Source organism: Paraburkholderia heleia NBRC 101817 (assembly GCF_000739775.1).
Classification (GTDB): Bacteria; Pseudomonadota; Gammaproteobacteria; order Burkholderiales; family Burkholderiaceae; genus Paraburkholderia; species Paraburkholderia heleia.
The window spans coordinates 82,045-107,373 of record NZ_BBJH01000037.1; the positions used below are offsets into that span (position 1 = coordinate 82,045).

The following is a 25,329-nucleotide window of genomic DNA, read 5'->3' on the forward strand; positions in this document are numbered from 1 at the left end:
CTCAGGGAGGCGACATCCGATGAAAGCTCACGCGCAACGTCTCATTGGCGCGCGTCTCGGTCTCGCGCTGCTCACGTTGCTGATCGTCTCGGCAATCGTGTTCGGCCTTACGGGCCTGTTGCCCGGCGACGCCGCGCAGCAGGCCCTCGGCCAGGCGGCCACGCCCGAGCAGGTGGCCGCGCTGCGTCACCAGTTCGGGCTCGACCAGCCCGCGCTCACGCGTTATGTCCACTGGCTCCTGCAGGCCGTGACCGGCAACTTCGGGACGTCGGTGTCGAACAACCAGCCGGTGAGCGAGCTGATCGCCACGCGCCTGCCGAATTCGCTCGTGCTGGCGGGGCTCACCACGCTCGTTTCGGTGCCGCTCGCGCTCGCCATCGGCATTTTTTCCGCCGTTTTCCGCGGCTCGCTGCTCGATCGCGCGCTCAACGTGCTCACGCTTTCCGCCGTGGCGGTGCCCGAATTTCTGGTCGCCACCATCGCGGTGCTGATCTTCGCGGTGAAGCTGCGCTGGCTGCCGGCGCTCTCGTACCTCTCCGAGGTGGACTCGTTCGGCACGCTCCTGCGCATCTACGCGATGCCCGTCATGACGCTGTGCTGCGTGATCGTCGCGCAGATGGCGCGCATGACGCGCGCGGCCGTGCTCGACCAGCTGGGCGCGCCGTATGTGGAAATGGCGCGCCTGAAGGGCGCCTCGCCCGCTCGCATCGTGCTTCGCCATGTGCTGCCGAACACAATCGGCCCGATCGCCAATGCCGTCGCGCTGAGCCTCTCGTATCTCTTTGGCGGCGTGGTGATCGTGGAGTCGATTTTCAACTATCCGGGCCTCGCGAGCCTGATGGTCGACGCCGTGACGAACCGCGATCTGCCGCTCGTGCAGGGCTGTGTGATGGTGTTCTGCGCCGCGTATCTGGTGCTCGTGCTGATCGCGGACCTGTGTCAAATCGTATCCAACCCGAGGCTGCGTCAACGATGAACCGACCCGCCACATCCCATGCCGGGACCGTGCTCTACGCGACTAGCGAGAGCGAGGAGCGGCCCGTCGCCGAAGTCGAGAAGGACGTGCCGGGCGACGTTCCCACGCCGCCGCGCTCGCCGCTGCGCCGCATCGTCGGGCGTCTTTCGGTGCTCGGCCTGATCGGCCTTGCGATCGTCGTGTTCTGGCTCGGCGTGGCCTTCATCGGGCCGCTCGTCGCGCCGTACAAGGGCGGCGCCATCACCTCCACGGAAATCTTCGGCTCGTATAGCGCGGCGCATCCGCTCGGCACCGACTTCCTGGGCCGCGACATGCTGAGCCGCGTGCTCTACGGCACCCAGTACACCGTGGGCCTCGCGCTCGCCGCAACGCTGCTCGCCAGCGGGATCGGCACATTCTTCGGACTGCTTGCCGCGGTCGCGCCGCGCTGGATCGACGAGATGCTGAGTCGCCTGTTCGACGCGCTGATCTCCATTCCGAGCAAGGTGCTCGCGCTCGTCGTGATCGCGGCGTTCGGCTCGTCGGTGCCGATGCTCATCGCCGTTGCGGCGCTCGCCTATATTCCGGGCGCGTTCCGTATCTCGCGCTCGCTGGCCGTGAACCTGATGACGCTCGAATACGTGCAGGTCGCCAGAGCGCGTGGCGAAGGCCTCTTCTATATCGCCCGCGTGGAGGTGCTGCCGAACATGATCCACCCCATGCTCGCCGACTTCGGCCTGCGCTTCGTCTTCATCGTGCTGCTGCTCTCCGGCCTCTCGTTCCTCGGCCTCGGCGTGCAGCCGCCGGATGCGGATTGGGGCTCGCTCGTGCGCGAGAACATCGGCGGCCTCTCGGAAGGCGCGCCCGCCGTGCTGATGCCGGCCGTCGCCATCGCGACGCTGACCGTTGGCGTGAACCTTCTGATCGACAGCCTGCGCCGTCACGGCGGCCGCGCGCATGGAGGCGGAAAATGAACATGATCGAAGTGACGGGCCTGCGTGTGGTCGCGGGCGCGGCGCCCGATCCGGTCGTCGAGATCGTCAAGGGCGTCGATTTCACGGTGAAGCAGGGCGAAGTGCTCGCGCTGATCGGCGAGTCGGGGTCGGGCAAGACCACCATCGCGCTCTCGCTGCTCGGCCATGCGCGCGACGGCTGCGCCATTGCGGGCGGCAGCGTGAAGATCGGCGGCACCGATATGCTCGCGCTCGACGAGCGCGGCCGCCGCGCGCTGCGCGCGCGCACCGTGGCCTATGTGGCGCAGAGCGCCTCGGCGGGATTCAACCCGGCGCGCACGATCATGGATCAGGTGACCGAGCCCGCGCTGCTGCACAAGCTCATGCCGCCCGCGGCGGCGCGCGAGAAGGCAGTGAGCCTGTTCCGTGCGCTCGCGCTGCCTTCGCCCGAAACGATCGGCGCGCGCTATCCGCACCAGGTGTCCGGCGGCCAGTTGCAGCGGCTGATGGCGGCGATGGCGCTTATTACCGACCCCGCCGTGGTCGTGTTCGACGAGCCCACCACGGCGCTCGACGTGACCACGCAGATCGAAGTGCTCGCGGCTTTCCGCAAGGTCGTGAAGGAGCTGGGCACGACAGCCGTGTACGTGTCGCACGATCTCGCGGTTGTGGCGCAGATGGCCGATCGTATCGTCGTCCTGAACAATGGCGCGGTACGCGAGAACGGCACGACGCTGCAGGTGCTCGACGCCCCCGCCGACGACTACACGCGGGCGCTGCTGGCCGCGCGCCGCCACCCCGACCCCGGCCCCCCGCTCGTACCGCCTGTGGCCGAAGTGCCGCTGCTCGAAGTGCGCGGACTGACCGCGGGCTATGGCCGCGTCGATGCGAACGGTGTGCCCGCCGTGCGCGTGCTCGAGGACGTGAGCCTGCGCATCCCGCGCGGCAGCGCGCTGGGCGTGATCGGCGAATCGGGCTCGGGCAAGACGACGCTCGCCCGCGTGGTGGCCGGGCTGGTCGAGCGCGCGCGCGGCGAGGTGCTGCTCGACGGCGCGCCGTTGCCCGCGGCGCTTTCGGCGCGCACGCCCGACCAGTACCGGCGCATCCAGATCGTGTTCCAGAACGCCGACACGGCGCTCAACCCGAGCCACACGATTGCCGATATCCTCGCGCGGCCCATGTGCTTCTATCACGGCCTGCGCGGCGCGCGGGCGCAAAAGCGCATGCTCGAACTGCTGGATCTCGTGAAGCTGCCCGCATCGATTGCGAAGCGTCAGCCGGGCGGTCTCTCGGGCGGCCAGAAGCAGCGCGTGAACCTGGCCCGCGCCCTTGCGGCCGAGCCAGCGCTCATTCTGTGCGACGAGGTGACGTCGGCGCTCGATACCGTCGTCGGCGCGGCGATTCTCGAGCTGCTCGCCGAATTGCGGCGCGAGCTGGGCGTCTCGTACATGTTCATCAGCCACGATATTTCGACGGTGCGCGCGATCTGCGACGACGTCGTCGTGCTGTACGGCGGCCAGTGCGTCGAGGCGGGCCAGCGCGACGTGCTGGAGGCGCCGCCTTATCACCCGTACACGGGTTTGCTCGTCGATTCGGTGCCGGCCCTGCAGCCGGGGTGGCTCGACGCGCGGCGTGCCGTGGCGGACGCGGCGCTGCCGCCGCTCGGGGCGTCGGCCGAGGTGCGCGAGCTGTGCGCGTTCCGGGCGCGTTGCCCGGTGCGTATCGACGGCGCGTGCAATGTGTCGGCACCCGCGATGAAGCGTTTGCCCAGCGGCGCGCAGATTCTTTGCCATCACACGACGGCCGAACTGGAGCGCCTGCAGACCGCACAGGCCGCGCAGGTCGCGCAGGCAACGCAATCCACCGGGAGGGCCGCTGCATGAGTGCGCGCTTCGTGAGAGTGGCGGAAACGGGCCGCCCGACCTTCGAGATCGAGATCGACGGCAGGGTGGCGCAGGCCGCCGAGGGGGACACGCTGATGGTCGCGCTGCTCGCCACGCAGGACGCGCTGCGCGACTGCGAGTTCGACGACGGGCGCCGCGCCGGTTTCTGCCTGATGGGCGCGTGCCAGGACTGCTGGGTGTGGACCGCGCAGGGCGAGCGGCTGCGCGCCTGCACGACGCCCGCGGCGCCGGGCATGTCGATCGTCACGCGCAACGTGCTTGCCGGGGAGGGCGTATGGCCGCGCGCGCAGAGCTGAAGGTCGTCGTGATCGGCGCGGGACCTGCGGGCGTTCGTGCGGCGCAGACGCTGGTCGCGGCGGGCCTGCGCCCCGTTGTCGTGGACGAAGGGCGGCGCGACGGCGGGCAGATTTATCGGCGTCAGCCCGAAGGCTTCAAGCGCAGCTACGCAGCGCTCTATGGCACCGAGGCCGAACGTGCCGCGTCGCTGCATCGCGACTTCGACGCGCTGCGCTCGCAGATCGACTACCTGCCCGACACGCTCGTCTGGAACGTCGGACCGAAGTCAGTCCATCTCGCGAGCGGCGCGCGCTACCACGAGCTTGCCTTCGACGCGCTGATCGTCTGCAGCGGCGCGACCGACCGGCTCATGCCGGTGCCGGGCTGGCATCTGGCGGGCGCCTATAGCCTGGGCGGCGCGCAGGTCGCGCTGAAGTCGCAGGGCTGCGCCATCGGCGCGCGCACCGTCATGATGGGCACCGGCCCGCTGCTTTACCTCGTCGCCGCGCAGTACGTGAAAGCGGGCGCGACGGTGAGCGCGGTGCTCGATACGTCCACGCTCGGCCAGCGCATGCGCGCGTTGCCCGATTTGCTGCAGGTGCCCGCCACGCTGCGCAAGGGCGCGGCGCTCCTGCGCACGCTGCGCCGCGCGCGTGTGCCGATGTATCGCGGTGTGACGCCGCTTGCGATCGAAGGCTCGGCCGGGCACGGCGTGACCGCAGTGCGCGTGAAACTCGCGAACGGCGGCGAAGCGCGCGTGGCGTGCGACGCCGTCGCGCTCGGCTATCACTTGCGCTCCGAGACGCAAATCGCGGATCTCGCGGGTTGCGTGTTCCATTTCGATCGGGCCGCGCGGCAATGGCTGCCCGAGGTCGATCAGGACGGCCGCAGCAGCGTGGCAGGCGTTTATCTGGCCGGGGACGGCGCGCGCGTGCGCGGCGCCGACGCGGCCGAGCGCGCGGGCCGACTCGCCGCGCTGGCGGCATTGCAGGATGCGGGCGCGGCCTCATCGAACGGCGCGTTCGCCGAAGCGGCAAGGCTGCGGGTTGAACTCGCACGTTTCACGCGTTTCGCACAAGGTTTGCGCAATGCGTTTCCCTGGCCCGCGCATTTCGCGGCGACGTTGCCCGACGACACCGTCGTGTGCCGCTGCGAGGCCGTCACGGCAGGCGAATTGCGCCGCGTGGTGCGCGAGACGGGCGCCACGGAAGCCAATCGTGCGAAGGCATTTTCACGCGTAGGGATGGGGCGCTGCCAGGGCCGCTTCTGCGCGCACGCGGGGGCCGAAGTCATCGCCGCCGAGGCGCGCGTGCCGCTGGAAGCCGTGGGCCGGCTGCGCGGGCAGGCGCCGGTCAAGCCGCTGACGATGGCGCTGAGTGCCGCCGGGAAGGGTATCGACGAAACCCAGGGCGGTACGGCGCCCGCCGCGCACGAGCCGTACCGCGCATGCTGCACAAAGGAGTTCAGCGAATGAAGGATCGCGCCGATGTGATCGTGATTGGAGGTGGCATCATCGGGACGTCCACGGCGTTCTTCCTGAGCCGCCGCAAGCGCTCAGTGATCCTGATCGAACGCGGGCTCACAGGCCAGCAGGCGAGCGGCGTGAACTTCGGCGGCGTGCGCCGCCAGGGCCGCGCGCTCGCGCAGCTCGCCATGTCCAATCGCGCGCTCGATATCTGGTATCGCGCGCAGTCGCTGCTCGGCGAAGACGTGGAGTTTCTGCCTTCGGGCCACACGCGCGTGTGCTACCACGCGCACGACGCCGAATACTTCCATCGCTACGCCGGGCAGGCGCGCGGGTACGGGCTCGATCTCGAAGTGCTCGAAGGCGCGGCGATGTTCAGGCGCTTCCCGTTCCTTGGCCGCGAAGTGCTGGCCGCCTCCATCTCGCCGCGCGACGGCCACGCCAATCCGCGTCTGGCCGCGCCGGCTTTCGGCCGCGCCGCCGCGCGGCACGGCGCGCATCTCGTGGAGAACACCGAAATCGTGCGCGTGGAAAAGGAAGCGGGCGGCTTTCGCGTGGAAAGCGCGACCGGGGCGGTATGGCGCGCGGAGCAACTGCTGATTTGCGCCGGTGCATGGGCGGGGGCGCTTTCCGAGCAGTTCGGCGAGCCGGTGCCGCTCGTTGCGCGCGGCCCGCAGATGGCTGTGACCGAGCCCGTGCCCTATCGCTTCGTGCATTCAATGGGGGTCTACACCTCGGTCAAGGAAGAGAGCGTGTATTTCCGGCAGATTCCGCGCGGCAACCTCGTCCTGGGCGGCGGCCCCCCGGGTCCCGCCGACCCAGGCACGCGCCGCGCCGGCGTGCTGCCCGGCAACACCGTGCAGCAGATCGCGCAGTTCCGCCGGCTGGTTCCCGCGCTAGCGCCGCTGCACGTGATCCGCGTGTGGAGCGGCGTGGAAAGCTACCTGCCGGATTCGGAGCCCGTGATCGGCCCGAGTTCGACCACGGAGGGCCTTTTCTATGCGTTCGGTTTCAGCGGTTCGGGCTTCCAGATCGGGCCGGGCGTCGGCGAAACGCTTGCGGAACTGCTCGACGCAGGCGCAACCGACATTCCGCTCGAACCGTTTTCGATTGCGCGCTTCGGGCGTGCTGCGCCCGTTGTCGGCGCGCACACAGCGACTGCCAGCGAGGCTTGATCATGCATGACGCGAATGCATCCGTTGCCGCGCCAGTCACTCCGCTTCGCGACGCGCTGGCCTATATCGACGCGAATTTCGACAAGTCCGTGAGCCTCGCCGAACTGGCCGAGGTATCGGCGCTCAGCGTCTCGCGGTTCGCTACCGTGTTTCGTCAGCAGATCGGCCTTTCGCCATACAAGTACCTGTGCGAGGTGCGCGTGCGCCGCGCACAGCTACTGCTGCTGGCGGGCGTGCCGGGCGCCGTGGTCGCGACGCAGGTCGGTTTCTTCGATCAGAGCCATCTGGCGCGCCATTTCAAGCGCTTTTGCGGCGTGACGCCCAGCGCCTTCCTGCAGCAGGCGAGGGCGCTCGAAGCGGCTTGAGCGCCTGCTGGCCTGTGTCACGCGTCACAGAATGACGTAGACCTTGCGCATCGTTTCGTCGACTTCCCACGTGCCTTCCGTGTTGGCGGCGAAGAAAAGCGTATCGCCGCCGCGAAAATGCACGGTCGCCTCGCCGTCCGGCGTGAAGCGTCCGCTGCCGCTCAGGATATGCATGACCTCCGCTTCCTTCACGGAGCGTCGGTAGGTGCCGCTCGTGCATTCGAAAAGTCCGGTGTCGACGGATTCGGTGCCCGGAATGACCTTTTGCACGCCCGAAACGCGTATCGCCTGCGAGCCGGGCGCGCCCGCCGTGCCCCAGTCTTCGAGCGCCTGCACGTCGACGCTTTGCATGATCTGCTGAACTTTCATCATTCGTTCGTTAACCTGAATAAAGGGAAGGGCGCTTCAGCGCTTCTGAACGATGCGCTGCTCGATCTTGCCGAGCCGCACCACGGTTACACCCGGGCGCAGCTGGCGCAGCGACGGCATCACGAGAATGCAGTCGTCGTAGGGCGTGACGACCGGCTCGCCGTCGGACCAGCCAATCACGGCGCCGGCCTTGGGGAACACCTCGAGGCCCGTGTACTCGCCTGCGAACCGGAAGTCCATGCTCTTCGCCACCACGGGCTCGGTCACGCGCACCACGCGCATTTCCGGCGGCAGCGGTTGCAGCCAGTCTGCCGGCAGATCCGCTTCGTCTACGACACCCGGGAGCAGCAGGAAGCGCGCGGTGACATCGCGCGCCACGGTCACGGCGCTCGCTTCCCAATGCTGGCCACACTCGATCAACAGCGCGTTCTTTGCGCTCGCCGGGTCGCCGAAGCCTTCGTAATCGCGCATGCGGCGGCCTTCCGGGTGGCCCTCGTCGCCAATGACGGTGGCCGGCGCGCCAAGCCGCGTGGAGAGCTCGACGCCCTTGGCGAGCGGCCCCGCGACGATCAGCGGCATGCACTTCTCATGCATCGAATGCAGATCGAGCAGCAGATCGACCTCGTCGATCACGGGCCGCATCGCGCGGGCGCGGCGCAGTTCGCTCGATTCGCGCGCGAGGTCGTCCAGCGTCTGCGCGGTCCACACGCGGTTGAAGTCCTGATCGACAAAACGTGCGGCGTCGGGGTGCGCGGGGTCGAAGCGGCGGTAGGCCTCCACGTTCGCGAACGCGAGCGTGAGCTTGCCGCGTCGCGGCCGCAGCCGCGCGCGCAACAGCGCATCGACGACGATCGCGCCGCACACCTCGTTGCCGTGCGTGAGCGCATTGATCATCACGTGCGGCCCGGGTGCGCCCGAGTCGAAGGTATGCACATAGGGGATGCCCGTTTCGCTGCGCTCGTGGGCGGCGATGTCGGGAAACGCGACTTCGATCGGATAGGCGCTCATGCAAGCCCTCCCTGGCAGAGGTATTTGATGGATAGGTAATCGTCGAGCCCATACTTCGAGCCTTCCCGGCCATAGCCCGATTCCTTCACGCCGCCGAACGGCGCCGCTTCGCTCGCGAGCGCGCCTTCATTGATGCCGACGATGCCGGCTTCGAGCTGCCGCGCGACGCGATCGATGCGGCGCACGTCCTGGCTGTAGAAGTAGGCGGCAAGGCCATACGGGGTGTCGTTGGCGGCGCGGATCGCCTCGGCTTCGTCGTCGAAGCGGAACAGCGGCACAACGGGGCCGAAGGTTTCTTCGCAGCTTAGCTGCATGTCGGGCGTGGCGCCCGCGAGCACGGTGGGCGCGTACCAGTTCGCGCCCAGCTCGGCGAGGCGCTTCCCGCCCGTGAGCACGCGTGCGCCGCGGCTCACGGCGTCGTCCACGTGGCGGGCGATCTTCTCGACCGCGCGCGCGTTGATCATCGGGCCGATCTGCGCGGCGGGGTCGGTCGCGGGTGCGACTTTCAAGGCGGCCACGCGCGTGGCGAGCTTGTCGGCGAAGCGCTCGAACACGCCCGCTTGCACGTACACGCGATTGGGGCACACGCAGGTCTGGCCGCCATTGCGGAACTTCGCAGCCATGAGGCCTTCAACGGCGGCGTCGAGATCGGCATCGTCGAACACGATGAACGGCGCGTTGCCGCCCAGTTCGAGCGAGAGCTTCTTTAGCGTGCCCGCCGATTCCTTCGCGAGGTGCTTGCCCACGGGCGTCGAGCCGGTGAAGGTGATCTTGCGCACCCGGCCGTCCGCGAGCCACGCGGCGACGGCCGTCACGCCGCGCTGGCGCGATGCGCAAATGAGGTTCAGCACGCCGGGAGGCACACCCGCCTCGTGCGCGAGCATGACGAGAGCGAGGGCGGTGAGCGGGGTGTCTTCGGCCGGCTTGCCGACCACCGTGCAGCCCGCGGCGAGGGCCGGGGCGATCTTGCGCGCGATCATCGCGAGCGGGAAATTCCACGGCGTGATCGCCGCGACCACGCCAACGGGCTCCTTCACCGCGCTCATGCGCTTGCCGCGCTGCTGCTGCGGGATGAGGTCGCCGTAGATGCGCGTGGCCTCGTCGGCGAACCAGGCGACATAGGACGCGCCATACATCGCTTCGCCGCGTCCCTCGTGCAGCGGCTTGCCTTGTTCGAGCGAGATCAGTCGACCCAGTTCGTCGGCGTTCGCGACGATCAGCGCATGCCAGCGGCGCAGCACGGCGGCGCGTTCAGCGGGGAGCGTGTCGCGCCAGGCGGGGAATGCGCGGGCGGCGGCGTCGGTGGCGGCGCGTGCGTCGTTCGCGTCGCTATCGGCGACCTCGGCGATCGTTTTGCCGGTCGCGGGGTCGGTCACCGCGAAGCGCGTGCCGGAGGCGGCGCTCACCCATTGCCCGTCGATGAAGTTGTCGCTGCGAATCAGCGCGCTCAAGGGATAACGCGTAGTCATTTGCCGATTCCTTTCCGCCCGTGCGGAAGTCGATGGTTCGATGCGAGGAAGTGAACGCGCACGACTGGCGCGCCGAAACCGTGAGGTGCCGGCGCGAAGCGTGCGCGAGAACATGAATGCGTGAGGCAGGCGCGCGAGGCGCGTGCCTCACGTCCGTTACCCATGCTCAGGAATGCAGGTTCTGCGAAAACAGCGTTTCGAGCGGATAGTGCGTCTTGACGAACGCTGTCTTGATGATCACGTAGCTGAAGTACTTCTCGATGCCGATATCGCGTTCCAGCAGCCCCTCGACAATGCTTTGATAATGGCTCACGCTGCGCGCGACGAACTTCAGCAGATAGTCGTAGCCGCCGCTCGCGAGATGGCATTCGACCACCTCGTCCACCTCGCGTATCGCTTTCTCGAACTTGATGAAGTCCTCGCGGCGATGGTCGGCGAGCGTCACCTCGGTGAATACCATCTGCACGTCGCCGAGCTTTTCCAGCTGGATCTGCGCGCCGTAGCCGACGATGAACCCCGCCTTCTCCAGACGTTTCACGCGGATCAGGCAGGGGCTGGGCGACAGCCCGACTGCGTCGGCCAGTTCGACATTCGTGATGCGCCCCCGCTTCTGCAGCTGCGAGAGGATGCGCAGATCGATTCGGTCCAGCTTGCAGTCGTTGCTCATCGTGATGGGGGCGGCCCTGCATGTCGAAGTGTCGAGTGATGTTATCACGCGGCGACACGGGCGCTGACCCCATTCTTGACCTTCAGTGCCGCGCGCACCTCGGGCTGCGCGAGCACGTCGTCGAGCGTTTTTTCGAGGCGCTCGAACAGCAGGTCGAACTCGCTTTCGGTGTACGAAAGCGCGGGCGCGAAGCCGAGAATGCCGTCGCCGAACGCGCGGAATACGAGGCCGTTGCCATAGGCCGCCGCCGCGATGCGCTCGGGCAGGCCGAGCGCTGCGTCGAAGCGCTGCTTGCTCTCCTTGTCGGCCACGAGTTCGAGCGCGCCGAGCAGACCGCGGTGACGCGAGTCGCCCACGAGCGGGTGGGCGAGCAGCGCGTCGAGCCCCTGAGCGAAGCGCGGCGCGCGCGCGACGCCGTTCGCGAGCAGGCCGCCTTCGTGATAGAGGCGCATGACTTCGAGGCCGATGGCCGCGCTCACCGGGTGCGCCGAATAGGTGTGGCCGTGGCCGACCACGGCGGCGGCATCGCCATCGGCAATGCCTTGATAAACGGCATCCGACATCAGCACGGCGCCCATCGGCGCGTAGCCTGCGGTGAGGCCCTTGGCGACAGTCATCAGATCCGGCTCGACGTCTTCGGCCTGGCACGCGAAGAGCGGACCTGTGCGGCCAAAGCCCGTAATCACCTCGTCGGCGACGAACAGAATGTCGAGCTTGCGGCACGCTTCGCGCATGGCTTTCAGCCAGCCGACGGGCGGCACGATCACACCGCCCGAACCCTGGATCGGCTCGCAGAAAAACGCGGCGACGTTTTCGGCGCCGAGCGCCGCGACCTTCGCTTCGAGCGCGGCGACGGAAGCGGCGATGAGCGCCGCGTCGTCCGCATGCTCGCTGCGATACGCATAGGGCGAGGGGATGTGATGCTGCGTGGCGAGCGGCAGGTCGAAGTTGCGATGGAACGCGGGCAACGCAGTCAGCCCCGCGCCGACTGCCGACGAGCCGTGATAGCCGCGCTCCTGCGCGATGACGTGCTTCTTCGCGGGGCGGCCGGTTGCGTTGTAGTAGTGCGTGATGAAGCGCAGCGCCGAATCCACCGCATCCGAGCCGCCCAGCGTGAAGTACACGTGTTGCAGCGAAGCGGGCGAGCGATCCACGAGTTGCGCCGCCAGTTCGATGGCGGGCGCCGAGCCGTAGTGGAAGTAGCCGGTAGCGTAGGGCAGGCGCGCCATCTGGCGCGACGCGGCTTCGACGATGTTTTGATGGCCATAGCCCGTGTTGACGCACCAGAGACCGGAGAACGCGTCGAGCAGTTCGCGGCCGTCGGCGTCGCGCAGGAACACGCCCTGGGCGGATTCGAGCACGGTCACGCCGCGCGCCTCGTGCGCGCGGTAGTTCACGACGGGATGGATCAGATGTTTGCGGTCGGCTTCGATCAGTGAAAGATTCGGCGAGCGATTCGGCATGGTTCGGTTTCCGGCTGAAAAGTCAGAGGAGTGCGGCGCCTCGGCGTTGATTTGCCATGGATGGGCCGTTGATTCACCGTTCCATGCTACCGGGCCGGGACCGGTGCACGTTTCGCCAAATAATTCGCGAAATAGCGAGTTTGTAGCGTTTTGATCGGGGGCCGCAGCATATTCTGCCGAGCCCCTTTTTGCCCCGGTCGTATCAATAGCCGCGCGTCCGGTCGATCAGGCCGAGCATCGGCAAGCCGTCGCGGTGGCGGCGGATGTTTTCGAGCACGACATCGACGGCCGTTTCGGGGCGCGTGGCGCTCGCAATGTGGGGCGTGAGGCGTACGCGCGGATGTGTCCACAACGGATGTTCAGGCGGCAGCGGCTCGGGATCGGCCACGTCGAGAATTGCGTTGCGCAGACGACCGCTGTCGAGCGCGTCGAGCAGCGCCCGCTGGTCCAGTTGCGGCCCGCGTCCGACATTGATGAACGACGCGCCCTGTGGCAGCTTCGCGAAGAGCGTGGCGTCGAGCAGGCCGCGCGTCGCTTCGGTGAGCGGCAGCAGGCAGATAAGGATATCGGTGCGCGCGAGGAACGCGTCGAGCGCTTCGGCGCCTGCGTAGCATTGCACGCCGGGCAAGGTGCGCGGCGAGCGGCTCCAGCCCGCGCAGGCAAAGCCGAAGAGGCGCAGGCGTTCGAGCACCGCGCTGCCCAGCATGCCGAGTCCCAGCACGCCCACGCGGCGCGACGCGGCGGGGCGCACCGGCAGGGCGCGCCACACGCGCTGCTGCTGTTGCAAGGCGTAGTCGAACAGATCGCGGTGGATGGTCAGGACCGACTGCGTCACATACTCGAGCATCCCTTCGATGATGCCCGGCTCGATCATGCGCACCACGGCGACGTGCTCGGGCACACCCGAGAGATCGAACTGGTCGATGCCCGCGCCCACGGAGAAGATCACTTCGAGATTGGGCAATGTGCGTGCGGGGTCCTCTGGCGGCTGCCACGCCGCGAGATAACGCACGTCGGCGGGCTCGCCGGTATCGGGCCAAAGGCGGAAAGGGATCTCGGGCGCCTTGTGTGCGAAGAGCTGCGCCCATTGTTTGCCGCGCTCGGGGTCGGCCTTGTAGAGGAGCGTCATGAAGGCGGTTCCCGCGCTTAGCCTAGCGCCTGATTGACAATGGCGAATTGCAGCACGGCCGGATCGTGCGCGGGCTCGCCGTTGCGCGCCATCTTCACGACCGTGTCGACGCGCGCGAGGCCGATCGATTCGAGCCACGGGCCGAGGCCCCGCTCGTCGGGCGTATCGAGTCGCGTGAAGGCGCCCGCGTTGGCGGCGAGGCGGTTGGCGATCAGCGCTTTGGCGCGCTGCACGTGCAGGCCGTCGACGGCCGCGGCGACCACCGGACCGATCGCATGGCCGCGGCCAAACGGGCGTAGCAGCGCGAAGCCGAGCAGCGTGTCGCCGCGCACCACCGCGACGCCCTGGGACACATCGAGCAGCGGCGGCACGAGTGCGCTGCGCTCGAGCCCGCTCGCGCGCGACGCGAGTTCGATGAGGCGCGGCGTGTCGCCCGGCTCGAGCGGCCGCAAACGCTCGCCCGCCGGCGGCTCGACAATGGGCGCCGCAAAGCGGTCGCCCTGGTGCTGATGCAGCAGGCCGATCTTCCTGAAACCGAGCTTTTCGTAGAGCGGCTCGCCTGCCTCGGTGGCATGCAGTACCGTCATGCGCGGGCCGAGCGCTGCGAGCAGGCGCTCCATCAGCATCCGGCCGATGCCGCGGCCTTGCTGGTCGGCCGAGACGATCACGAGCCCGAGCGTCGCACCCTGCTCGCCCCAGGGCCAGCACAGCGCCGTGCCCACCACGGTCTCGCCTTCGCGAACCACGAAGCCGTGCCCGGCCGCAGCAGCGAAACGCCAGTCGTCGCTACGATGGGGCCAACGGAATTGCTGGGAAAGCGCGTGGGCACCCTCGATGTCGGATTCGGTGAAAGCCTCGCAGACGAGGCTCGTGGACGCGGGCTGGCCGGACACGGAGGGCTCCTTGATCGAAGTTCGATGGCTCACTTTGACAGGACGCGCGCGCCGGGAATAGGACGATCCTGTTGTGCGGCCGATCGAATCCGGTTTTGAGTCCGCTGCCAGGTCCGCTGGTGTGTCTGCCTGTGCGTCCGCCAGTCAAGGTCCGCTGCCGCGGGCCGTACGTACCGTCAAATGGTTCGACACCGAGGTGACGCCGCGCACCGAGCCGGCCGCGTCGCCGGCCCGCGCGATCTGTGACTGGTGCGGTACCGACCCCGTCAAGGAGACGACGCCGTGGTGCGCCGTCACATGGATGTTGGCGAAATTCAGTCCCGTGGTGCGGGTGAAGGCCCGGCGGACATCGCGCACGAGCGCGCTGTCCGATCTGCCCGATGGCGCGCTCGCGCCTTGCTGAGCGGATGCCTCGCCGGGCGCGCTCGCGGCCGCTTGTGCGTGCGCATGACCCGCGCAGCCCGCGATGGCCGCGAAGACCAGCGTGCGGGCAATTTGGCGTTTACCGTTAGTTTTCATCCTTTTTCCCTTTGCCAGGTTCTGCAGGTTCCCCAAGGTTGCGCACCCGCCGCCGGAGTACATCGAAAACGAGCGGCGGATCCGTACGTTGTAGGTGAAATCCTTGGCGAGGAGAAGAAGGCTGCCAGGAGGCCGCCGCCGACCCGTGGCGCATGCGTGGGCGGCGCCTCCTTCGCAGCGCTTACTTTCCTTGCAGGAGCAGGCCGAGCGGCGCGAGCGGGCCCACCGGCAGCAGATCGAACGCGAGGATGCCGGCCTGAGCGAGCGGCAGCGTATCCAGCGTGGCCTTCACATCGTCGACCGAGCCCGAGTTCATGAGAAACACCACGCCCGGCTTGTCCTGGCGAAACCAGTACTGCTCGATTTTGTCGTCCAGGTAGAGCTTGAGCGTGGCGGGCACTTCGTGCGGCATGATCTCGTCGCGCTGCGCGGGCGTGAGTTCCTTGACGATCGATCCAATGGCGAGAACCTTCATGACAACCTTCTTGATTCATGTTTGTTGCGACTGGCAACGCGATTGAGTGTATCGTTGGGTTCTCGTCGGCTGTACTGTCACAAACGACAACTTTAGAGGTATTTACGCCATGCGCATTTCTGTGCTGGCTCTCGATGGCGTGTTCGATACGGGGCTCTCCGTCACGCTCGACGCGTTCTCGGCTGCAAACAAGCTTTCGGCCGCGACCATGGGCGGTGTTCCGCGTTTCGACGTCACGCTCGTGGGGGTGAGAAAGCGGGTGCGCTCGGCTCACGGTCTCGCGGTGCCGGTGCAGCCGGTCGCGCCGGATGCGAAGCCCGATTGGGTGATCGTGCCGGCATTGGTGACGCTGTCCGCGCAGGAGTTGATGCAGTCGTTCGAGCGCCGGGACGTCGAAGAGGGCATGGCGCGTTTGCTCGAATGGCAAACGGCAGGTGCGCGAATCGGCGCTTCGTGCGTGGGGACGTTCATCCTCGCGGAGGCGGGGCTGCTCGATCACCGCGAAGCCACGACCAACTGGTCGCTCGCGCCGTTCTTCCGGCAACGCTATCCGCATGTTCAGCTAAACGAATCGCGTATGCTCGTGCCTTCGGATATTGGCGTCACGGCAGGCGCAGCGATGGGGCATCTCGATCTCGCGCTCTGGCTGATCCGCTCGGCGAGCCCCGAACTCGCATCGCTCGTCTCGCGCTATCTGCTGGCCGACATCCGCTCTTCGCAGGCGCCGTACATCATCCCGAATCATCTGGCGCAAGCCGATCCGCTCATTCAGCGCTTCGAACAATGGGCGAGAAAGAATCTCAAGTCGGGATTCTCGTTGCATGATGCCGCGAAGGCGCTGGCGACGAGCTCGCGTTCATTGCAGCGCCGCTGCCAGGAGGTGCTCGGCAAGTCGCCGCTGGCGTATTTTCAGGATTTGCGGGTCGAGCACGCGCAGTCGCTGCTGCGCAGCGGCAAGCTCGATCTGGAAAGGATTGCCGCCGAAGTCGGTTACGGCGACGGCGCGACGCTGCGCAGCCTGTTGCGGCAGCGGTTGGGAAGAGGCGTACGGGAACTGCGCAGCGACTTGTTATGAACGAGCGGCCCTTCTATGGCGCAACGCCAAGCACCGTGAGATGCATCTCGCGGCGCTCGACAAAGCCCAGCGTGCGATAGATGGAAATGGCGCCGTGATTCGACGTGAGCACGTGCAGGAAGGGTGTCTCGCCGCGCGCGCGGATTGCCGCCATCAGCAGCTTCATGAGGCCCGCGGCGAGCCCTTGCCCCCTGAAGGCCGGGTCCACGCATACGGCGCTGATTTCGGTATACCCCTCGATCTTCATGCGTTCGCCGGCCATGGCGACGAGCTTGCCCTCCCTGCGCACGCCCAGGTAGCCGCCGAATTCGATGGTGCGCGGGCCAAAGGGGCCGGGCTGCGTTGCTGCGGCCAGCTCGAGCATCTCCGGCACGTCATGCTCCGTTAGCGGCACGTGCTCCAGCGCGGCGGGCGCAGGCGCTTCGCCTTGCCAGACCATTTGCAGCAGCGTGGCGTGCCGGATCAGCGCGAAGCCGGCGGGTGGCTCCACGGCATCCAGCGTGGTCAGAGCAACGGGCGCGTGCTCTTCGATCAGGCGCGCCAAGACGTCGAACGATTCAGGCGAGGTGTCAGCCATCGCCGCAAAAGGGGCGACGGCTGGCGCATACCGGACCGCACGATCGTTCCCAACTGCAAGATGGCGCTGGCGGCCGGTTAGCGCGTGCCATGGCACGTTGTCCAGCCCGGTTATGCTGCCCGCAGGTTTCGTTGCCGGCACATCGAACATGATTCGCGCTCCATTGAGGGTTGAGGACGGTTTGCGACGATAGTCTAGATGAGGCGCGTTCGACGGACCACGGCTGAACGCGCCAGGTTTGGCGTCATTCGCGCCAATGCCCTTCGTCACGCACTGCTTGCGAGCGCTTCGAGCACGGTGTCCAGTTCGACATGCCCGCGAAGGATTTCATCGGCGGCCTTCGAGAAGCAGATCCAGCCCTCGTTGAATCCGTCCAGCATGCGCATACGCGGCAAGGGATGCTTCATGCCTTGTGACAGAAAGCGCGACTCCCATTCCTGCCGGTCCACCGCCACCGCATGCACAGGCCTGCCAAGCACGCGGGCAAACGCGCAAGCCATATCGTTGGCACTCACGCGCCGCGGGCCCTCCAGCTCGACCACGCGTGTGCCGCGCCACCTCTGCGTGAGCAATTCGGCTGCGAGGCGGCCGACGTCCGCGGTCGCGACCATCGGCACGGCCTGGTCGAGCGGTTGCAGGTAGCTCTCGATCACGCCATCGTCGCGTGCGCGCGCGACATCCCATGCAGCGTTCTCCATGAACCAGCCGGGCCGCAGGAACGTCACCGGCACAGGCAGCGCGGCTAGCGCCTCCTCCATCAACGAGAGTTGCGTGAGCAGATTGCTTTCCTGCGCCTGTGCGCCGATGGTCGACAGACAAACGACCTTCGCGGGCCGTGCCTTGTGAAGCGCGGTGCAAACGGCATCGATGATCGCACGCGATTCCGGGAATCCCGGCGAAGGGTCGAACTGCGGAGGCAGCAGGATGAACACACCCTGCGCGCCGCTGAAGGCGGCGGTAAGCGCTGAAGCGTCTTCCATGCTTGCCGTGGCCAGCTCGCATCCTTGCGCTTGCCACGACGCGGCGCGCGCAGCGTCGCGCACGACCGCCCGCACCGGTTGCTCCGAGGCGAGCAGCGCACGGGCGAGTGCACCGCCCACTTTTCCGGTAATGCCTGTAATTGCGTACACTTGAAACCCTCCGCATGCGACGACGAATTGGTCGAAAGAGCCGAACGCGATGGCAGCAAGGCGCTGCCTGGCTGCGTTTCGGTGAGAGGCATTCTGGACGCAGGGCGGCCGAAGCTAAATGCCGCGAAGGGCACTACATCAGTGACTCGGGCGCACGAATCGGATGGCCGGTCCATCATCGCCAGAGGCTGCGAGGGCCGCCGTACCGGCTGCCAGTGGAACGACGACATTGAGAACAACGACACTCGAGAACATTTCCGGCGCGATCAGCGTGTTTGCCGCCGTCGTCGACGCGGGGACGTTTGCCGCCGCGGCAGACGTGCTAGGCATGTCGCCGCCAGGCGTGAGCCGCGCGATTGCGAGGCTGGAGAAGCGGCTCGACATCCGGCTCTTCAATCGCACGACGCGATCGATTTCGCTTACCGAAGGCGGGCGCCGTTTCTACGAGCAGGTCGTCCCGCATCTCGCGGGGCTCGAGGAAGCGGCCATCGCGGCATCGGGCAATGCGTCGGCGGTGCGTGGCAGGTTGCGGGTGAATCTGGACCCGGTGTGCTATCGGGCGATTCTCGGCGCGGATCTCGACCGGTTCATGGACGCCCATCCCGAACTCGAGATCGAACTGATTGCGAGAGATAGCCTTGGCGACCTGGTTGCGGAGGGCTTCGATGCCGCGATGCGATTCGGCAAGCCGAGATCCTCTACGCTGGTCGCCCGCAAGCTGCTCGATACCGCCGTCGTGACGGTCGCGGCGCCGGCGTATCTCTCGCGCTGGGGCAGGCCGCTGCGCCCCGAAGATCTCGAAGGCTCCGCTCACCGGTGCCTCGAATTCCGCGATCCCGAGACAGGCAAGCCTTATCCGTGGGAGTTTCATCGCAAGCGCAAGCGTGTCGTGGCGGCGACGAATGGTCGGCTCACAATGAACGATCCGGGCGCATTGCTCAACGCATGTCTGGCCGGTTCCGGCATTGCGCAAATGCTGCTTCTCGGTGCCGAACCCCTGATTGCCGATGGCAGGCTGGTGAACCTGTTCCCCGACTGGCCCGACGAACGCTTCCCGCTATACGTTTATTATCCGTCGCGCCACTACACGCCCGCGAAGACGCGCGCATTCATCGATTTCATCGTCGCCTGGGCCGCTGGGCATTGATTGCGGCGACATCACGCCGGCACGCGTTGCCGGCATGCCGTGAGCACGAGTTGGCGCAGCCAGCGCTTCGCGAACGCCGGCGTCACGAATGACCATCGCGAAACGATTGCAGATGTTTCAGCCGACGAGTTCGTTCGTGATGGCGACGAACGCGTTGAGTCCGATGTGTGTCGTCGAGGCCCGCCATCAAAACGACGCAAAAGCCTGGCTCGGGCGAGCCGTTCTCTGGTGAGCCGTCTCGACAGACCGGCGCCGCGATTCGTGCTCAGTGCTTGCCCGGAAACGAGAACGTCGCACGCGCGCTGCCGTTGCCGGCGACGTTTACGCGCTGCGTCCTCGTGACCTCGTTATACGTGGCGGTGATCGTATAGCGTCCGGCGGGCAGTCGCACGAGCATGTACGGACCGTGCGATCGCGTATCGAGCACGGACGTGCCGTCGGCGCCCGCGATCTGCACATGCACGTCCGCAACATAGCTCGAACCGGGACCGGTAAACAGCATCGAGAGCGGCCACTGGCTGCGCGCGTGCCGCAGCGCCGTGGACTCGTCGCGGCCAACCCCGCCGGACACGAACGAGATGTCGCCTTGCTGCTCCGTTTGAGGCATGCCCGTTTGCGCGAGTGCGCCGCTCGCCAGAGCGAATGCGCATGCCGCGGCGAGCAGGGTCGAAGCAATTCGGGAAGCGTTGCGTTGCCTTTCCATCGTGGTCACTCCTTACAGTGATGTCGATTTCGCGCGCGGCAGCGTGAGCGCTGCCGCTAGCGCAGGCCTCGTGACAGATTAGCTTTTTTCGGCCCGCAGCGCGCTCTGGGCGCCGCGTCCACAGGGCGCCGCTCCGAACTCGCGAGTGCCATGCAAATGACATCGAATACCGACTTTCCGTTGCGTTTGCAACAATCGCATTACGCTAACATTACGTTTAACTGTCGATTTCGCGCCTTTCATGCATGTCAGCTACCGCCAGCCGGGAAAATACTGAGATAAAAGCCCGTAAGGCTACTCAATAGTTTTTATATGATTATTTGGAGTTTTGCTACATCAACCGGCGAGGCTCACGCGGACATACAGAGGCAAACGTTTGCGTTCCGCGGCTCAACCGGTTTCCCCCGCAGGAAGTTTGTCGGTGCCTGACGCGGCCGGCCGCTCTGCCAGACCCTGCTTACCGGTCTGATCAGTACTCCATAACGTATTCGAACTCTCGGAGAGACATATGAGGATCACCCGTTGGGCCACCGCCGCCGTGCTGGTTGCGATGGCCGCTACCGCCCATGCCGGCGACAGCAGCAACGACGTACCTTATCCATTGCCGATGCCGTTGATGGCTGTCCCCCAGAACCTCGGCGCGCACGTACGTGCCGACCTGCTGCTCAAGCGCATGACGCAGGACGAGAAGCTCCAGTTCATCCATTCCGAATATCAGATGAGCGCCGTGCCGGGCGGCGGTGCGGGCTATATTCAGGGCGTGCCGCGTCTGGGCATTCCCGACCTGAATATGGTTGATTCCGCAACGGGCTCGGGCAGCACGAGCCAGAAGAGCACGACCTTCCCGGCGACGATCGCGCTCGCTGCAAGCTGGGATCCGTACCTCGCGCGCGACTTCGGCGCGCGCATAGCCGACCAGTTGCGCGAGCAAGGATTCGGCATGGGTCTGGGCGGCGGTACGAACCTCGCGCGCGAACCGCGCGGCGGGCGCCTCTTCGAGTACCTCGGCGAAGACCCCGTGCTGGCGGGCGAAATGCTGGCGGCGCGCACCATCGGCACGCAAAGCCAGCAGGTGATCGCCACGATCAAGCACTACGTCGGCAACGAACAGGAAACGGGCCGCCAGGGCGGCAACAGCCAGATCGACGAGCGCACGCTGCGCGAACTCTATCTGCTGCCGTTCGAAATCGCCGCGAAGGAAGCGCGGCCAGGCAGCGTGATGTGCAGCTACAACCGCCTGAACGGCACCTACGCATGCGAAAACACGCATGTGCTGACCGACGTGCTGAAGAAGGACTGGGGATTCCAGGGCCAGGTGCAGTCGGACTGGGGCGCGACGCATAGCACGGCCCCGGCGATCAACGCAGGCCTCGACGAGGAAGAGGATGTGGGCCCGACGGTCTACCTCACGCCCGATCTGGTCAAACAGGCGATCGCCTCGAAGGCGGTCTCGCAGGATCGTCTGGACGACATGGTGCGGCGCAAGCTCTATGTGATGATCAGCACGGGCGTGCTGGACCATCCGGCGCAGGGCGGCACCACGATCGACTTCGCGAGGTATAACGCGTTCACGCAGGCTGCGGAAGAGCAATCCATCGTTCTCCTGAAGAACGATAACAGCCAGCTGCCGCTTTCGGCGCCGAGCCTGCACAAGATCGCGGTGATCGGCGCCCACGCCGATACGGCCGTGCTGACTGGCGGCGGCTCGGGTAATACGCGCGATCCGGTCACAGGCAACTTCTCGGGCTGCGGCGGCCTCACGTTCGCTTCGTCCACGGGCTGCGGCTGGTGGACCAACCCGTGGCTCAAGCTCAATACGCCTATTACCCAGGCGATCCAGCAGCTCGCGCCTTCGGCGCAGGTGAGTTTCGCAGGCAACACCGACCAGACGCAGCCGTTCCGCGCCTATACACAGCAGGAGATTACCCAGGCCGCGACGCTCGCCAGCCAGTCCGATGTCGCGATCGTCGTCGTGGCGCAGCCTGCGGGTGAGGACTTCGGCGATCTGCAAAGCCTGGGCCTCGCAAACCCGTCGAATCAGGATCAGTTGGTCGAGGCCGTTGCGAAGGCCAATCCGCGCACGATCGTGATCGTCGAAAGCGGGAATCCGGTACTGATGCCGTGGAAGGATCAGGTCTCGGCAATCGTCGAGGCATGGTATCCGGGCGAGGGCGGCGGCAAGGCGATCGCGAACGTGCTGTTCGGTCAGGTGAACCCTTCGGGCAAGCTGCCGGTCACGTTCCCGGCGCACGATCAGGACACGCCGACGTGGGGGACAAACGGCGCCTTCGCGAGCGATCCCGTGTACTCCGAAAAGCTGGACATGGGCTATCGCTGGTATGACGCGAACAACATCACGCCGCTTTACGAGTTCGGCTATGGCCTTTCGTATACGCACTTCAGCTATTCGGGACTGACGGTGAAGCAGGGCCCGGGGCATACGCTCACGGCGTCGTTCACGGTGCGCAACGACGGCCGCGTAGCCGGTGCGGAAACGGCACAGGTGTATCTGGGCGTGAGTTATGCAGGCGAGCCGCCGCGTCGGCTGGTTGGTTTCCAGAAGGTGTTCCTGAAGCCGGGCCAGTCGCAGCCGGTGCGCGTGACGATCACGGAACGTGCGCAGAGCGTTTGGGACACGACGCGTAACGACTGGGCCTATGTGCCTGGCAGCGCGGTGTATGTGGGCGCCTCGTCGCGCGATATCCGCCTGCAGACCCGGTAAGAAGGAGGGCACATGGAGGCTGCGTTGGCGGCCTCTGTTTTCTATTCTTGAAAACGGCCGGCTCGCGAACGTTTGCGGGCCGGTTCAACATTAAACTGGCAATACTTTCTTTATCTGTCATTTGCGCGCGCAAGAACGTAAATGCATACTCCCATAAACATAAATGCCTTCCACGGGTAATCCCCATTCATTCAGAATACGGAATGCGGGTAGACTTACCCACCCGTCCGTGGGCCTTCCTCCGTTTGCGCGTTTTCCAGATACACGCCGTCACACTTTACTGTGACTTTGTCTCGTAGTGCCGCGCGCACGCAACGCATGGAAGCTGAACCAAGAAGAATACTAAATCAGCCATGAGACTGATCACACGTGCTGTGAACTGGCTTACCGAAGGCAACCGCCGCGGCCGAATCGTTGTGGTGCTCGTCCCTGTATGGGTGAGTGCCGTTGCGGCGGCCGCGCACGCTCGGCATTCCCGTGCTGCCCATGCTGCGATAGTGTGGCTCGTCGCGGCGCTCGCTTGCACCGGCGTGCTATTGCTGCTGCGCCACTCCCGGCGCCTGGCCGCCCGTTTGCGTTTGAGTGAGGAGCGTCTTGGCCTCGGGTTCGAGGGCATCAATGCTGGACTATGGGACTGGGACCTGGTCCGCGACCGTGCCTACTATTCCCGCTATCTGTATCAGCAACTCGGCTATGGCGACGGCGACCTCCCCATGGATACCCGCGCTTTCAATGCGCTCGTGCATCCTGCGGATCTGCTCCGCTTGCGCGAAACTATCATCAATCACCTGAAGCACGACAGCCTCTACGATGTCGAGTACAGGCTGCGAATGGCCGACGGTCAATACCTGTGGTGTCGGGGGCGCGGCAAGGCCATACGCGATGAAACCGGCCGGGCGACGCGCATCGTGGGTTGTCTCTTCGATATCTCCGGGCTCAAGCGGGCAGAAGCGGCCGCCGCGAAGGAAAAGAGCCTCACCGAAGCCACGCTCGCTTCGATCGACGACGGTGTGATCCGCATGGACAACGAGGCGAGCGTGACCTATTGCAACGCCGCCGCCGAGCGCATGCTCGGGCGTCCCAGGCGAGATATTTACCAGAGGCTGTTATTCGACGTGTGTGATCTCTACGACGAGCGGTCCGGCGATATCGTCACTGCTCCATGCCTGTACAACCGCGCAGCAGCGGCCGACGACGCGCAGCGCAGGCTGTCGGTGACGCGCCCGGATGGCTCGCTCCTGCCGGTGGCCTGCTCTGTGGCGACGATCCGCGACGACGAAGGGGAGGTGCTGGGCACGGTGATGGTGCTTCGAGACGCGAGCACGGAGCGCAAGCATGCGGCCGAACTCGAATATCAGGCCACGCACGATCATCTGACGGGTTTGCTGAATCGCCGTGAATTCGAGCGCCGGCTATCGGGCTTGCTCGAGAAGGCCGGGACACGCCCGCATGCGGTGATGTTCCTCGACCTCGATCAGTTCAAGGTCGTCAACGATACGTGCGGCCACGCGGCCGGCGACGAATTGATCCGCAGTGTGGGCAGCGCCTTGAAACAACAGTTGCGCGCTGCCCATATCCTCGCACGGCTGGGCGGTGACGAATTCGGCGTCGTGCTGCCGGAGTGCGGTATCGACGACGCCATGCGGGTCGCGGAGGATCTGCGGGAGGCAGTGACCGTCATCCGGCTACCCTGGGACCAGCGTTTGTTGACGACTGGCGTGAGCATCGGTGTGGTGGAGGTGGACGCCACGCAAATCTCGACGTGGGACATCATGAAGGCGGCTGACGTCGCCTGTTATATGGCCAAGGAAAAAGGCCGCAACCGCGTGCATCAGTACTGCCTCGAAGATCAGCTCCAGTCGGCCACCCATACGCAGATGGAGTGGGTGGCCCGCGTGAAAGCGGCGCTCGAGCACGACCGTTTCCGCCTGTACGCGCAACAGATCAAGTCGCTCAAGGAGGGCAGTGTTGGCGAGGAAGTGCACGTTGAGTTGCTGCTGCGCATGGTCGATGAATCGGGTGATGTGATTCCTCCCGTGTACTTCATTGGTGCCGCCGAGCGCTTCAACTTGATGCCGCTCGTCGATCGATGGGTGATCGGCCGTGCTTTCGAAGCCATCGCGGCGGGCCATCTTGCGGCAAACGTCTGGTCGATCAACCTCTCCGGCGCGTCGCTCGGCGACGAGGACTTGCTCGCGTACATCGTCCAGCAGCAGCAGCGCTGCGCAATCAGCTTCGAAAGCGTCTGCTTCGAGATCACGGAAACGGCCGTGATCACCAATCTCTCGAAAGCGATTACCCTCATGGAGAGCTTGCGCGCACTCGGTTGCCGATTCGCGCTCGACGATTTCGGCTCCGGCATGTCCTCGTTCACTTACCTCAAGCGCCTGCCCGTGGACTATCTGAAGATCGACGGCAGCTTCGTGCGTGGAATTGCCAACAGCGACCTTGATCGGACGATCGTCCAGTCCATTCACCAGGTGGCCCACGCAGCGGGCAAGGCGACCATTGCCGAGTTTGTGGAAAGCGAGGCGATTATCGGGCGCCTCAGCGGGATTGGCATCGACTACGCGCAGGGGTTTTGTGTCGGCGTGCCCCAGCCGCTTCCCGAAGGCGTCGTCGAGACCGTCAGCGCTTGATTGCGCTTGAATCCGATTGTGCGGAGGGCCGGGTGCAGCACCGGTTCCCGATTTGGTGACAGAAGGGACGCCCTGGCACGCGTGGGTGCCGGTGGCTCCCGATAGGGCGGTAATGCGACTCGAAATAGTCGACGTAGCGGCCCTCAAAAATAAATATTCGAAAGTCGCTTGACGATATCCGGAATGACCCGCATAATTCGCCTCCTTCGCTGATCGCTGCGAACGAAAACGAAGCGATTAAGACGAATTGC

The 25,329-nt window shown here is 66.0% G+C and carries 23 protein-coding genes; 11 read left to right on the top strand and 12 right to left on the bottom strand.

What is annotated here, in order from left to right:
- The first annotated feature begins 19 nt into the window (after positions 1–19).
- From BHE01S_RS27225 to BHE01S_RS27255, 7 genes are read left to right on the top strand one after another with little or no spacing between them, the layout of a single operon-like run.
- On the top strand, positions 20–976 hold the full coding sequence (locus tag BHE01S_RS27225) for an ABC transporter permease (protein WP_042269331.1): 957 nt from the start codon (positions 20–22) through the stop codon (positions 974–976).
- A complete protein-coding gene (locus BHE01S_RS27230) occupies positions 973–1,929 on the top strand; it encodes an ABC transporter permease (protein ID WP_042269333.1) in 957 nt (318 codons plus the stop codon). The genes BHE01S_RS27225 and BHE01S_RS27230 overlap by 4 nt, the downstream gene beginning before the upstream one ends.
- Positions 1,926–3,791 carry an ABC transporter ATP-binding protein gene (locus tag BHE01S_RS27235; protein ID WP_042269335.1) on the top strand — a complete coding sequence of 622 codons (1,866 nt, stop codon included), beginning with the start codon at positions 1,926–1,928 and terminating at the stop codon, positions 3,789–3,791. The genes BHE01S_RS27230 and BHE01S_RS27235 overlap by 4 nt, the downstream gene beginning before the upstream one ends.
- Positions 3,788–4,108 carry a (2Fe-2S)-binding protein gene (locus BHE01S_RS27240; protein ID WP_042269337.1) on the top strand — a complete coding sequence of 107 codons (321 nt, stop codon included), beginning with the start codon at positions 3,788–3,790 and terminating at the stop codon, positions 4,106–4,108. The genes BHE01S_RS27235 and BHE01S_RS27240 overlap by 4 nt, the downstream gene beginning before the upstream one ends.
- Positions 4,087–5,562, top strand: coding sequence for an FAD/NAD(P)-dependent oxidoreductase (locus BHE01S_RS27245; RefSeq protein WP_084069294.1), 1,476 nt, complete (start codon positions 4,087–4,089; stop codon positions 5,560–5,562). Before BHE01S_RS27240 ends, BHE01S_RS27245 begins: the two co-directional genes overlap by 22 nt.
- Positions 5,559–6,728 carry an NAD(P)/FAD-dependent oxidoreductase gene (locus tag BHE01S_RS27250; protein ID WP_042269339.1) on the top strand — a complete coding sequence of 390 codons (1,170 nt, stop codon included), beginning with the start codon at positions 5,559–5,561 and terminating at the stop codon, positions 6,726–6,728. Before BHE01S_RS27245 ends, BHE01S_RS27250 begins: the two co-directional genes overlap by 4 nt.
- Positions 6,729–6,730: 2 nt before the next feature.
- The gene (locus BHE01S_RS27255; RefSeq protein WP_042269341.1) at positions 6,731–7,093 is read left to right on the top strand and encodes a helix-turn-helix domain-containing protein; all 363 of its coding nucleotides are present in this window, start codon (positions 6,731–6,733) and stop codon (positions 7,091–7,093) included.
- 24 nt (positions 7,094–7,117) lie between these two features.
- Here the strand turns inward: BHE01S_RS27255 and BHE01S_RS27260 are convergent, their stop codons facing one another.
- The 9 genes from BHE01S_RS27260 to BHE01S_RS27300 form a co-directional block, all read right to left on the bottom strand.
- Positions 7,118–7,462, bottom strand: a complete 345-nt coding sequence (locus tag BHE01S_RS27260; RefSeq protein ID WP_042269397.1) for a cupin domain-containing protein — start codon at positions 7,460–7,462, stop codon at positions 7,118–7,120.
- A gap of 36 nt (positions 7,463–7,498) precedes the next feature.
- Entirely contained in the window at positions 7,499–8,470 is a 972-nt protein-coding gene (locus BHE01S_RS27265; RefSeq protein WP_042269343.1) for a M14 family metallopeptidase, read from the bottom strand.
- Entirely contained in the window at positions 8,467–9,939 is a 1,473-nt protein-coding gene (locus tag BHE01S_RS27270; protein ID WP_042269345.1) for an NAD-dependent succinate-semialdehyde dehydrogenase, read from the bottom strand. The genes BHE01S_RS27265 and BHE01S_RS27270 overlap by 4 nt, the downstream gene beginning before the upstream one ends.
- 166 nt (positions 9,940–10,105) lie before the next feature.
- Entirely contained in the window at positions 10,106–10,606 is a 501-nt protein-coding gene (locus BHE01S_RS27275) for an Lrp/AsnC family transcriptional regulator (RefSeq protein ID WP_042269347.1), read from the bottom strand.
- A gap of 44 nt (positions 10,607–10,650) precedes the next feature.
- On the bottom strand, positions 10,651–12,069 hold the full coding sequence (locus BHE01S_RS27280; protein WP_042269349.1) for an aspartate aminotransferase family protein: 1,419 nt from the start codon (positions 12,067–12,069) through the stop codon (positions 10,651–10,653).
- Positions 12,070–12,271: 202 nt separating this feature from the next.
- Positions 12,272–13,198 (bottom strand): 2-hydroxyacid dehydrogenase, encoded by a 927-nt coding sequence (locus BHE01S_RS27285; RefSeq protein ID WP_042269351.1) that lies wholly within the window; start codon positions 13,196–13,198, stop codon positions 12,272–12,274.
- A 17-nt stretch (positions 13,199–13,215) separates the two neighbouring features.
- Entirely contained in the window at positions 13,216–14,091 is an 876-nt protein-coding gene (locus BHE01S_RS27290) for a GNAT family N-acetyltransferase (RefSeq protein WP_167337714.1), read from the bottom strand.
- 144 nt (positions 14,092–14,235) lie between these two features.
- The gene (locus BHE01S_RS27295) at positions 14,236–14,646 is read right to left on the bottom strand and encodes a BON domain-containing protein (RefSeq protein WP_321898828.1); all 411 of its coding nucleotides are present in this window, start codon (positions 14,644–14,646) and stop codon (positions 14,236–14,238) included.
- 145 nt (positions 14,647–14,791) lie between these two features.
- Positions 14,792–15,085 carry a hypothetical protein gene (locus tag BHE01S_RS27300; protein ID WP_042269353.1) on the bottom strand — a complete coding sequence of 98 codons (294 nt, stop codon included), beginning with the start codon at positions 15,083–15,085 and terminating at the stop codon, positions 14,792–14,794.
- A gap of 109 nt (positions 15,086–15,194) precedes the next feature.
- Here BHE01S_RS27300 and BHE01S_RS27305 point away from each other — a divergent pair, with 109 nt between their 5' ends.
- The gene (locus tag BHE01S_RS27305) at positions 15,195–16,160 is read left to right on the top strand and encodes a GlxA family transcriptional regulator (protein WP_042269355.1); all 966 of its coding nucleotides are present in this window, start codon (positions 15,195–15,197) and stop codon (positions 16,158–16,160) included.
- A 13-nt stretch (positions 16,161–16,173) separates the two neighbouring features.
- Here BHE01S_RS27305 and BHE01S_RS27310 read toward each other — a convergent pair whose 3' ends face one another.
- Together BHE01S_RS27310 and BHE01S_RS27315 are read right to left on the bottom strand one after the other, a co-directional pair.
- Positions 16,174–16,887 (bottom strand): GNAT family N-acetyltransferase, encoded by a 714-nt coding sequence (locus BHE01S_RS27310; RefSeq protein ID WP_042269357.1) that lies wholly within the window; start codon positions 16,885–16,887, stop codon positions 16,174–16,176.
- 116 nt (positions 16,888–17,003) lie between these two features.
- The gene (locus BHE01S_RS27315) at positions 17,004–17,867 is read right to left on the bottom strand and encodes an NmrA family NAD(P)-binding protein (RefSeq protein WP_042269360.1); all 864 of its coding nucleotides are present in this window, start codon (positions 17,865–17,867) and stop codon (positions 17,004–17,006) included.
- 229 nt (positions 17,868–18,096) lie between these two features.
- On the opposite strand from BHE01S_RS27315, the gene BHE01S_RS27320 reads away from it, so the two are divergent.
- Complete coding sequence (locus BHE01S_RS27320; RefSeq protein WP_042269361.1) at positions 18,097–19,014, top strand: LysR family transcriptional regulator; 918 nt, start codon at positions 18,097–18,099, stop codon at positions 19,012–19,014.
- A 265-nt stretch (positions 19,015–19,279) separates the two neighbouring features.
- Here the strand turns inward: BHE01S_RS27320 and BHE01S_RS27325 are convergent, their stop codons facing one another.
- On the bottom strand, positions 19,280–19,717 hold the full coding sequence (locus BHE01S_RS27325) for a hypothetical protein (RefSeq protein ID WP_042269363.1): 438 nt from the start codon (positions 19,715–19,717) through the stop codon (positions 19,280–19,282).
- Positions 19,718–20,225: 508 nt separating this feature from the next.
- Between BHE01S_RS27325 and BHE01S_RS27330 the strand changes: the two genes are divergently transcribed.
- Both BHE01S_RS27330 and BHE01S_RS27335 read left to right on the top strand, forming a co-directional pair.
- Entirely contained in the window at positions 20,226–22,439 is a 2,214-nt protein-coding gene (locus BHE01S_RS27330) for a glycoside hydrolase family 3 C-terminal domain-containing protein (RefSeq protein WP_042269365.1), read from the top strand.
- A 374-nt stretch (positions 22,440–22,813) separates the two neighbouring features.
- Positions 22,814–25,078 (top strand): EAL domain-containing protein, encoded by a 2,265-nt coding sequence (locus BHE01S_RS27335; RefSeq protein ID WP_167337715.1) that lies wholly within the window; start codon positions 22,814–22,816, stop codon positions 25,076–25,078.
- Positions 25,079–25,329: the final 251 nt, after the last annotated feature.

What these genes read in the sequence shown, in the direction of transcription:
- BHE01S_RS27240 (WP_042269337.1), top strand. Translation starts at nt 3,788, where the DNA reads ATGAGTGCGCGCTTCGTGAGAGTGGCGGAAACGGGCCGCCCGACCTTC.
- BHE01S_RS27310 (WP_042269357.1), bottom strand. Translation starts at nt 16,887, where the DNA reads ATGTTCGATGTGCCGGCAACGAAACCTGCGGGCAGCATAACCGGGCTG.
- BHE01S_RS27225 (WP_042269331.1), top strand. Translation starts at nt 20, where the DNA reads ATGAAAGCTCACGCGCAACGTCTCATTGGCGCGCGTCTCGGTCTCGCG.
- BHE01S_RS27330 (WP_042269365.1), top strand. Translation starts at nt 20,226, where the DNA reads ATGAGGATCACCCGTTGGGCCACCGCCGCCGTGCTGGTTGCGATGGCC.
- BHE01S_RS27260 (WP_042269397.1), bottom strand. Translation starts at nt 7,462, where the DNA reads ATGAAAGTTCAGCAGATCATGCAAAGCGTCGACGTGCAGGCGCTCGAA.
- BHE01S_RS27245 (WP_084069294.1), top strand. Translation starts at nt 4,087, where the DNA reads ATGGCCGCGCGCGCAGAGCTGAAGGTCGTCGTGATCGGCGCGGGACCT.
- BHE01S_RS27275 (WP_042269347.1), bottom strand. Translation starts at nt 10,606, where the DNA reads ATGAGCAACGACTGCAAGCTGGACCGAATCGATCTGCGCATCCTCTCG.
- BHE01S_RS27255 (WP_042269341.1), top strand. Translation starts at nt 6,731, where the DNA reads ATGCATGACGCGAATGCATCCGTTGCCGCGCCAGTCACTCCGCTTCGC.
- BHE01S_RS27230 (WP_042269333.1), top strand. Translation starts at nt 973, where the DNA reads ATGAACCGACCCGCCACATCCCATGCCGGGACCGTGCTCTACGCGACT.
- BHE01S_RS27265 (WP_042269343.1), bottom strand. Translation starts at nt 8,470, where the DNA reads ATGAGCGCCTATCCGATCGAAGTCGCGTTTCCCGACATCGCCGCCCAC.
- BHE01S_RS27270 (WP_042269345.1), bottom strand. Translation starts at nt 9,939, where the DNA reads ATGACTACGCGTTATCCCTTGAGCGCGCTGATTCGCAGCGACAACTTC.
- BHE01S_RS27300 (WP_042269353.1), bottom strand. Translation starts at nt 15,085, where the DNA reads ATGAAGGTTCTCGCCATTGGATCGATCGTCAAGGAACTCACGCCCGCG.
- BHE01S_RS27250 (WP_042269339.1), top strand. Translation starts at nt 5,559, where the DNA reads ATGAAGGATCGCGCCGATGTGATCGTGATTGGAGGTGGCATCATCGGG.
- BHE01S_RS27305 (WP_042269355.1), top strand. Translation starts at nt 15,195, where the DNA reads ATGCGCATTTCTGTGCTGGCTCTCGATGGCGTGTTCGATACGGGGCTC.
- BHE01S_RS27235 (WP_042269335.1), top strand. Translation starts at nt 1,926, where the DNA reads ATGAACATGATCGAAGTGACGGGCCTGCGTGTGGTCGCGGGCGCGGCG.
- BHE01S_RS27325 (WP_042269363.1), bottom strand. Translation starts at nt 19,717, where the DNA reads ATGGAAAGGCAACGCAACGCTTCCCGAATTGCTTCGACCCTGCTCGCC.
- BHE01S_RS27280 (WP_042269349.1), bottom strand. Translation starts at nt 12,069, where the DNA reads ATGCCGAATCGCTCGCCGAATCTTTCACTGATCGAAGCCGACCGCAAA.
- BHE01S_RS27285 (WP_042269351.1), bottom strand. Translation starts at nt 13,198, where the DNA reads ATGACGCTCCTCTACAAGGCCGACCCCGAGCGCGGCAAACAATGGGCG.